Origin of the sequence: Chamaesiphon sp. OTE_75_metabat_556 (genome assembly GCF_031378165.1) — a bacterium.
Lineage (GTDB): Bacteria > Cyanobacteriota > Cyanobacteriia > Cyanobacteriales > Chamaesiphonaceae > Chamaesiphon.
This window is the reverse complement of sequence record NZ_JANNDR010000448.1, coordinates 1-8049: the sequence shown is the minus strand read 5'-3', so window position 1 is coordinate 8049 and position 8049 is coordinate 1. Positions and strand designations below refer to the sequence as shown.

The following is an 8049-nucleotide window of genomic DNA, read 5'->3' as shown; positions in this document are numbered from 1 at the left end:
TTGGCAATCAGGTATTCGTAGGCGTTACCAATTACATCGAGATTGCCGATACGGGATGGGCGCAAATCTAATTTCGGATTGGCGAAATCTTCCAGCAGCATCTTCAACCGCGTATTTCGCTCCCGTGTCTGCCCTAAATTCGCCTCGCTATTAAAATCAATATTCCGAAACACCCCCGCCAGCTTGAGTTTATTAGCTTCCTCAATCTGCTCCAATGCCTTATTAATCACCTCGCCCAGATTCGTATCATTCCGCTTGGTATAAACATCATCAAACCGACAATCAGGGGGCAACACAAACCGCTCTCGCTCCAACCGCCGCAGAATCCGCTCCTTATCATCGCCATACTGTACCTGCAATTGCTCGTAATGTTCCGTCCACGAATCACTGACGTACTTGACGAACAGCATCACCAGCAGATAGTTCTTATACTCGCTAGCATCGATCGTCCCACGGAAGGTATCACAAGCTCGCCAGAGGATGTTATTTATTTCATCCTGACTGACGGGGAGGAAGGGGATGGTATTTTTGTCCATGTCGGGGTGCTGAAAGGTGATCAGATCGATCCTAGAGGATAACCCAAATTCAGCTTACCAGACATACTTTTCGATCGCTTAGATAAAATTCCCTACATCAAACCCTGGCTCTTAAACCACTGTTGCAGGCGATCCCAACCGTCCTTGGCTGCTGTTTCACGGTAGGAGGGGCGATAGTCAGCAAAGAAAGCATGAGGTGCCTCTGGGTACACCACAATTTCCGATTTGCTTCGACCTGACTTGATGAGCGTGCGAACTTGCTCCACTGACTCTAGTGGAATTCCGGTATCCTTCCCGCCATAGAGTCCGAGCACTGGAACATTCAAAGTGGACGCAATATCCACAGGATGCTTGGGGGTCAGGGTCGTAGACTCCCCCACCAGTCTGCCATACCAGGCAACTCCCGCCTTGACCTTGGGATTGTAGGCCGCGTAGAGCCAGGTGATCCGACCACCCCAGCAAAACCCGGTGATGCCAACTCGACCGCCTTGGTGGCGCGCTTCGCGTTCGACATTACCCTGAGACGACTTGACTGCCCAAGCCAGTGTTGCATCGAGATCCGCTAAAACTTGAGCATCAGGCACCTTGGCGACAACAGCCCGAATTTCTTCGACGTTGCTCAGTTTCAACACATCCCCCTGACGCACAAATAGCTCTGGAGCAATCGCCAAATAACCCAGTTTGGCAAGGCGGCGCACCACATCTTGGATGTGCTCGTGTACCCCGAAAATTTCCTGAATCACCAGAATAATCGGAAAATTATTGCCTGATGCGGGTTGGGCGCGGTAGGCCGGAATTGTTCCATCTTTGACAGGGATGTTGACAGCTCCGGCGAGTAAGCCCTTGGTATCGGTGGTGATAGTTTTAGCACCAACTGGACGGACAGCCATCGCAAATCCAGTTGAGAGAGATGCCGTAATCATAAACTTGCGCCGGGTCAACTTTTGCATAGATTTCTCCTTTGTTCATTTATCTAACAAGTAAACACTGCTCTCAAATCTACTGAGATCTCTAAAAACCCGATCTAACTCGATCGAGCTTTGACTGAAGAAACTGTCTGAACCGCCGCCAATTTGCCCGCACAACTTTTCGTTGCTCGATCGTATGCAGCAAAGTAAATGCCAGCAAGCTATAGGATAACCAAAAATGTAGATTTCTGCCTAGATTTTCCATTGCTGAATCTTGCGGGAAAATATCTGGTAAGACGAAGCCAAAAAACTTCACATTGTTCGCTCGAAATGAATTTGATAGTAAGAACCCCGATACTGGGACTGCCCACATGAACACATACAGACTGATGTGCAATGCCAGTGTTTTGAGCCAGAGCCAAGAAAATTTAGGAAAACGCTGCGTATATTTCTTCCACCACACTCGCAACAGGAGTAAGATTCGCCAGGTCAATAGTGCCATTGACAGCACGCCCATGGATTTATGGAAATCATAAAAACTATGTCGGAAAGAGACCCCCCGTTCCAACTGAGACATGAAAGTTCCGGTTGCGAATAAAACAACATCAGCAATTGCCATCCACCAATGCACAGACATCAATTGCTTAAATGCAGAATTAAGTCGAGATTTAGTTGCGATCGCCATAGTACAACCTCGGAATGATTAGAACGAATATATTTCCATAGAGCATGTGAAATTCATGATTCGATCGGGATGGAAAACAGCAACGAAATGGGTAAATTCAGGATGATTTAGACAAATGCTTTTGTCGTCAAGATCCCGGTGGTGACTGCATTCTTCGTCTACGTGGGGGTCTACTTTGTCCACCCGGCTTATCTGAGTCTGACATCGTGCTCTTGGGCAATACTCCCCGAAAAGACCTAATGATTTCATTACTTCCTGGTTTTCCGGCATGGTAATGATATCCCCTGATTTTATCGAAATGCCCACGAGACTCATCCAAATTTGTGGGTTCTTTTTTGTCTCGATCGAGTAAAGCAAAGATGCCAAATCCATCGAGTGCATAACCGATTAGCGGCGAATGCTTGTCACCTTGGGCGATCTCTTTTGTATGACCAGTAGCGGCATGATAATGATAACCAGCACGAGGATTCATATGGCCGCCATGGTCATCAAAGGGTGCTAATGTATGTGCGCTTAGGATGGCACCTAGAGGAGCTGGGGCATCAAATTTAACCCCATTGAATGCCACCCCAATCCCATCACGGCCTAAACTTGTCGGAGTTTGTTGATAGATTGGTGTAACCGGGATTGTATAAGTCGTCTCCTTAACTGTGTACCACTCTGGACGGCCTTCAACACAATAGTTGTGATAACGCGGATCGACTTCTGGTCTTGCGGCAGCTTCAAACGCTGCCTTTGTTGTGGTGACTCGAATCGAGCCATCATCATTCACTAATTTCCACTTGGGGTCTGAATAGAAATTAGCCAAACTGGAAATAAAAGTACCGTTAACATCGTAAACTTTCCCATCTTTGAACCAAATCCCACCCTTATCTTTGCCATCTTTGACATTAGTTGGGCACCACGGCCCCATTTTATGCTCTTGGGGAGCAGGCTTGACTGTGATGACATAACATGAAGAGTTGGTTCCGTCTGAGAGGGTGCAATCTTGTTTAGTAATTTTTTTTGCTAAGTTTTCTTTGATGAAATATGTCGGGTTTACTGAAATTGAAGAATTTGATAAATTAGCAGAGGCTGCTTCAATCTTGGCAGACAATTTTCTAGTAGATGAACAAGACGTCACCAGTAGAGATACGAGGCCATATGTGAATGGGATGAGAAGTTTGTACTTATAATTCATGTAATTTTGTCTTAACTTTGCGTTTGCTCCATTAACCTTAGATCGATAAATTGAATAACATCATATCATCATAGTAAAACAGCCAGCAGCCATTACTCTCGACTAGATTCTAGTTGTGTTGGCGAGCATATTTTTGATATTTGGAGCCAGAAGAAAGTAAAGACAGGATTGGATTTCAGGGGTAAAGAACGAAAGTATTGTAATGTCTTAATTCGATCGAACGTAAATGAAGATTTTACCAATAATTCGACTACATATTTGTCATCCCATCCGGTGGTGGATCGGGTGGTCTGCCAAATGGTGAACCATCTGCTCGATCCCGTGGCGGACGACGATTCATACCAGGCATTCTCATCGTGATGTTCGATTTACCGCTGAAACAACGGATCGACGAGGTGGAATCCTTGGTGTCGAGTAGCACATAATGATAAATACCCTTGGGAAATTCTGGGGTGGCACTGGTAATCCCGTTGCAGGTATCGAGCTGAGTGGCCTCGATCTTGCTGCCGTTCATCGCCCGATCGCCATAAATCGGGAAACCGTCGAAGGCTACGCCGATGAGGTGGGAAGGCCCGCCCACCTTGTCCACCATGCGGGTGATGCAGGTTGGTAGCGCATGATAGTGGTACTGCCCCCTCGGGGTTGGATGTCCGTTGCAACTGTCGAGAAAGGCGACGTCTTGGCCTTGACTATTTTTAAGTGTGAAGTTGTCTAGGGTGGCGATCGTCCGATTATCGACCTCGTAAGGGTTGAATAGCACTGCCCCAGAGGTCATGACCCCAATTGCTCCCAAGCTCGTTGCCGTGGGCTTGGAACTCTTAGTGGGATGCAATGGGAGAGTGAATTTGTAGTTTTGGACTTTGGTGGGATCGGCTCCAACGTATGCAGTGGTTGGTGTGGGCATCATCATCCCCACCTTCGGCAAGACATATTCGGTGGGACGGGCATGGTTGGGAATCCCGTTGGAGACAAAGGTGAAACTGTTGTCCGCATAGCTAAGTTTGACATTATCAGCCCATTTTGCGGTGTTGACACCTGCCATTGTTGATGAACCTGGGGCGATTGCCGCAGTCATCGTCTCGATTACAGAGAACTTGGGCAAGTAGGCATTTAGGTTCATGACATTCACCACGATTGCCATCGCCATCGCGACCATTACATATTTGACCAGTTTGAAATTCATCTGTTTCTGCCTGAGTTGATGGCGATTCTCGTTCTGTAAGCGCAAAGCTCAGGCGATGCCAACGCGTTGCTGTTAAAGTTGTTGCAATATGGCTCTATCAAGCGATTTCAATCGCTAGCAGCGATATGCACGCATTTGGCTATCGACGGTTTAGCGCACCAAGCAGCGACTGAAATCACGCGGAGAGTGGAGGAGCATGTGTTTCAGTCAAGACAAGACAGGGGTAAAACCGCTTGAGCTACAGGATGGTTTGGTTGATATTGCCACCTCTACACTAATTGGACAATAGTAAAATGACAGTGATCGCTGGAATTTGATTACGATTTTGTAATTTGGAGATCGCGATCACTGGAATAGAATATAAAAACGATCTGTTGTTTTTCTATGCACATTCTTTACGTTGAAGATGAGGCGAAAATTGCTGAATTTGTCCGAGCTGGATTAAAAGAGCAGGGTTTTTTGGTGGATTATTGCGACAACGGGAATGATGGGTATGCCAGAGCCTTAGAACTGGAATATGACGTCATCGTGCTGGATATTATGGTGCCAGGGAAAGATGGGTTGGCAATCCTCAAAGGGCTGCGACGGGCTGGTCGCAATACCCCTGTCGTACTGCTCACCGCCCGCAACGAACTCGACGATCGACTCGAAGGGCTAAACCTGGGTGCTGATGACTACATCGCCAAGCCCTTTTTTGTGGAAGAATTGGTAGCGCGGATTCATGCTGTGGTGCGGCGAGTGTCGGGAGATCGCCAGAATTTCCTCCATGTCGGTGCGATTAAACTCGATCGCATCTCGCGAGAAGTCACTTGCGATCGCCACTCGTTGGCGTGTAGCCTACCGGAGGTAATCGAATTGACCACTCGTGAGTTTAACTTACTAGAATATTTAATGCGATCGCCCGGACGGGTCTTTACCCGCACTCAAATTCTCGAACATGTCTGGGGCTACGATTTCAATCCCAGCACCAACCTCGTCGATGTTTGCATTCAACGGCTGCGGAAAAAGATCGAACCTTTAGGTGGCACTGGCTGTATCGATAGTATTCGTGGGGTAGGCTATTGTTTTCACAAATTCGATTCAACCTCGTGAGCCAACCTTCGTTCCGACTCCGAATTGCGCTGTTATCTTCACTATTGGCAGGTGCTGCCCTTGTGGGTTTTGGCGCGATGTCCTGGGGGCTGATTTATCAAGCCAAGCTCAACCGGATTGATGATGCCATTAAGAACCATTTAATCGGTGATGCCAAGCGACCTCGATCGGAGATGAAATGGGAGTCTTACAGTAGCAAGTTACCTATTACCTTCCATACCAATAGCCCCACAGATCTGGCAATACTCGTCCAAACAGCAGCGGGCAAAACGCTATATCAATCTCCCACCTGGACGACAGAATTGTCTCGCCACACTGTTTTCGCGCCCAGATCTGCCGAACTATTTCCACCAACAAATCGACAACCGCCGCCAGCCGATCGCTCGGCATCATCAACCGAACAGCCGCCACCATTTCCGCCAACCAATGGAGAGCCACCACCAGAAGATCTCTCGGCACAATTAACCGAACAGCCGCCACCATTTCCGCCAATCAATGGAAAGCCACCACCAGCCGATCGCTCGGCACAATTAAGCCAACCGAAAACCATCGGTACTTGGCGAGTACATGCGATGGCGTCATCGCATGTCCGGATCGCGATTGCCATGAATTTGCAGACGATCGAACCAGAAATGAGCGGAATTCGCAATGCTTATCTGGTGAGTATTCCGACTTTGTTGGTATCGATCGCGATTGGTGCTTGGTTGTTGTCGGGTAATGCACTTGCACCGATTCGGGAAGTCACGCAGACGCTCCGCCAAGTGACAGTCAAAGGATTGGATCGGCGAGTGTCTGTCAGTGGCATCGATGGCGAGTTTGTGGAATTGTTAGCAGTGTTCAATCAGATGATGGCACGACTGGAACGCAGCTTTAGCCAGGCTTCGCGGTTTAGTGCTGATGCCGCGCACGAACTCAAAACACCCCTGTCGATTTTGCAAGGCGAGTTAGAACAAGCACTACAATCGGCACCACCAGGTTCGGATCTTCAGCAACGTTTGAGCAGCTTTTTAGATGAGGTGCGCCATTTATCAACGATCGTCCGCAAACTGCTGTTGCTCTCGCTGGCTGATGCCGGACAAATGCAGCTAACCAAAACTGCTGTCGATTTATCGGAATTATTAACAGATTTAGCCAGCGACATCGAACTCATATCGCCCGATCTCACAGTCCAGATGGAGATCGCATCTGGATTAAATATCCCAGCAGATCGACCGCTCTTAATCCAGGTGTTGCACAACTTGATTGGCAATGCCACCAAGTACAATCTACCAGCAGGCTGGGTGCGAATTGAAGCCGGATATCAAGATCGGCTGGTTGTGGTCAAGATTAGTAATCGATCGAACGATATTCCTGCTAGCGAACGAGCTGTCATCTTCGATCGATTTTATCGTGGCGATCCCGCTCGGAACAAGCAGGTGGAAGGATTGGGGCTAGGATTGAGCCTAGCTCGCGAAATTGTCTACGCTCATGGCGGCGATCTCACTTTAGATCCAACTCCTACCGGACAAACTGGCTTTACCTTGACATTGCCGAGGCAACTGGTGGTTAAAGTTTTGGAATAGTTGAGAATCTCGGTCGATCGAATTGATTCCCACCTAATAATTTGCGCGTATCTTGGCAATTTCGATCGAGCATTTTTGGGGTTTGGATTTGAGGTGGAAATCGGGTTTCGATCGATAAACTTGTCGCTAGTTGTGCATAATGCAATTTGTGCGATCGAATGTATGCCGAAATGGGTCGATCGGGCTTGACTTGTGGTGAAGGTACGAGGATGATAGTCGTTGCTAAGACGATTGCTACCATCAACAATCATTAAATTCTCCCACACTAGCCCAAATACATGATTTTGAGCGAAGATTCAAGCATCTCCCCTACCCCGATATCTGTTCGAGTAAATTGTCTCCACGAGTTATTTGAGATTCAAGCAGATACTCACGCTCATCATCCCGCAATTATTTATCAGTCACAAATACTTAGTTATGGCGAAGTCGAAGCGCGATCGAATCAATTAGCTAATTTTCTGGTTAAGCAAGGGGTTGTCTGTGGTGCGCGAGTAGCCTTGCTATTACCCAGATCGCCAGAATTATACATCGCGATTTTGGCAATTCTCAAAGCTGGTGGTGCGTACGTGCCGCTCGATCCTGAATATCCAGCCGATCGCATCGATTATATTCTCTCTGATTGTGGGATGGAGACGATCGTTACTACTACCGATCTAGCCAGTAAAAAAGAGTTAACGGTTGGCAATATCGTCTGTGTCGATCGTTGTACGGAAAAATTAGCACTAGAATCAACAGCCAGATTAGATCGAGTCTCGATTGGGGTTGGGGCGCGAGACTTAAGTTATGTGATTTATACTTCTGGCTCTACTGGTAGACCGAAGGGTGTCGAGATCGAACACCGCAGTAGTCGGAACTATATTCAGGTCGTCAATGAGACGGTTTATCATGTCACCCCCCACGATC

Annotated in this window: 9 protein-coding genes; 3 read left to right on the top strand and 6 right to left on the bottom strand. The window is 47.7% G+C overall.

Annotated elements, in window-relative coordinates:
* The 5 genes from RMO27_RS18225 to RMO27_RS18205 form a co-directional block, all read right to left on the bottom strand.
* Positions 1–536 (bottom strand): type I restriction-modification system subunit M N-terminal domain-containing protein (locus RMO27_RS18225; protein ID WP_309735132.1); only part of this gene is annotated, 536 nt, incomplete at its 3' end.
* A gap of 92 nt (positions 537–628) precedes the next feature.
* Complete coding sequence (locus tag RMO27_RS18220; RefSeq protein ID WP_309735130.1) at positions 629–1486, bottom strand: dienelactone hydrolase family protein; 858 nt, start codon at positions 1484–1486, stop codon at positions 629–631.
* 61 nt (positions 1487–1547) lie between these two features.
* Entirely contained in the window at positions 1548–2129 is a 582-nt protein-coding gene (locus tag RMO27_RS18215; RefSeq protein ID WP_309735128.1) for a cytochrome b/b6 domain-containing protein, read from the bottom strand.
* 127 nt (positions 2130–2256) lie between these two features.
* On the bottom strand, positions 2257–3225 hold the full coding sequence (locus RMO27_RS18210) for a YHYH protein (RefSeq protein WP_309735126.1): 969 nt from the start codon (positions 3223–3225) through the stop codon (positions 2257–2259).
* Positions 3226–3559: 334 nt separating this feature from the next.
* Positions 3560–4492, bottom strand: a complete 933-nt coding sequence (locus tag RMO27_RS18205; protein ID WP_309735124.1) for a YHYH protein — start codon at positions 4490–4492, stop codon at positions 3560–3562.
* A 384-nt stretch (positions 4493–4876) separates the two neighbouring features.
* Here RMO27_RS18205 and RMO27_RS18200 point away from each other — a divergent pair, with 384 nt between their 5' ends.
* Positions 4877–5584 (top strand): response regulator transcription factor, encoded by a 708-nt coding sequence (locus tag RMO27_RS18200; protein ID WP_309735122.1) that lies wholly within the window; start codon positions 4877–4879, stop codon positions 5582–5584.
* Positions 5581–7146 (top strand): ATP-binding protein, encoded by a 1566-nt coding sequence (locus tag RMO27_RS18195; protein WP_309735119.1) that lies wholly within the window; start codon positions 5581–5583, stop codon positions 7144–7146. The genes RMO27_RS18200 and RMO27_RS18195 overlap by 4 nt, the downstream gene beginning before the upstream one ends.
* Here the strand turns inward: RMO27_RS18195 and RMO27_RS18190 are convergent.
* Positions 7130–7387: a hypothetical protein gene (locus tag RMO27_RS18190; protein ID WP_309735117.1), complete on the bottom strand. Its 258-nt coding sequence runs from the start codon at positions 7385–7387 to the stop codon at positions 7130–7132. The two genes, RMO27_RS18195 and RMO27_RS18190, sit on opposite strands and share 17 nt — an antisense overlap.
* Before the next feature lie 37 nt (positions 7388–7424).
* On the opposite strand from RMO27_RS18190, the gene RMO27_RS18185 reads away from it, so the two are divergent.
* Positions 7425–8049 (top strand): AMP-binding protein (locus RMO27_RS18185; protein ID WP_309735115.1); only part of this gene is annotated, 625 nt, incomplete at its 3' end.

Bases quoted from the DNA above. Each gene is read 5' to 3' on its own strand.
- RMO27_RS18215 (WP_309735128.1), bottom strand. From the start codon at position 2,129: ATGGCGATCGCAACTAAATCTCGACTTAATTCTGCATTTAAGCAATTG.
- RMO27_RS18205 (WP_309735124.1), bottom strand. From the start codon at position 4,492: ATGAATTTCAAACTGGTCAAATATGTAATGGTCGCGATGGCGATGGCA.
- RMO27_RS18190 (WP_309735117.1), bottom strand. From the start codon at position 7,387: ATGGTAGCAATCGTCTTAGCAACGACTATCATCCTCGTACCTTCACCA.
- RMO27_RS18220 (WP_309735130.1), bottom strand. From the start codon at position 1,486: ATGCAAAAGTTGACCCGGCGCAAGTTTATGATTACGGCATCTCTCTCA.
- RMO27_RS18200 (WP_309735122.1), top strand. From the start codon at position 4,877: ATGCACATTCTTTACGTTGAAGATGAGGCGAAAATTGCTGAATTTGTC.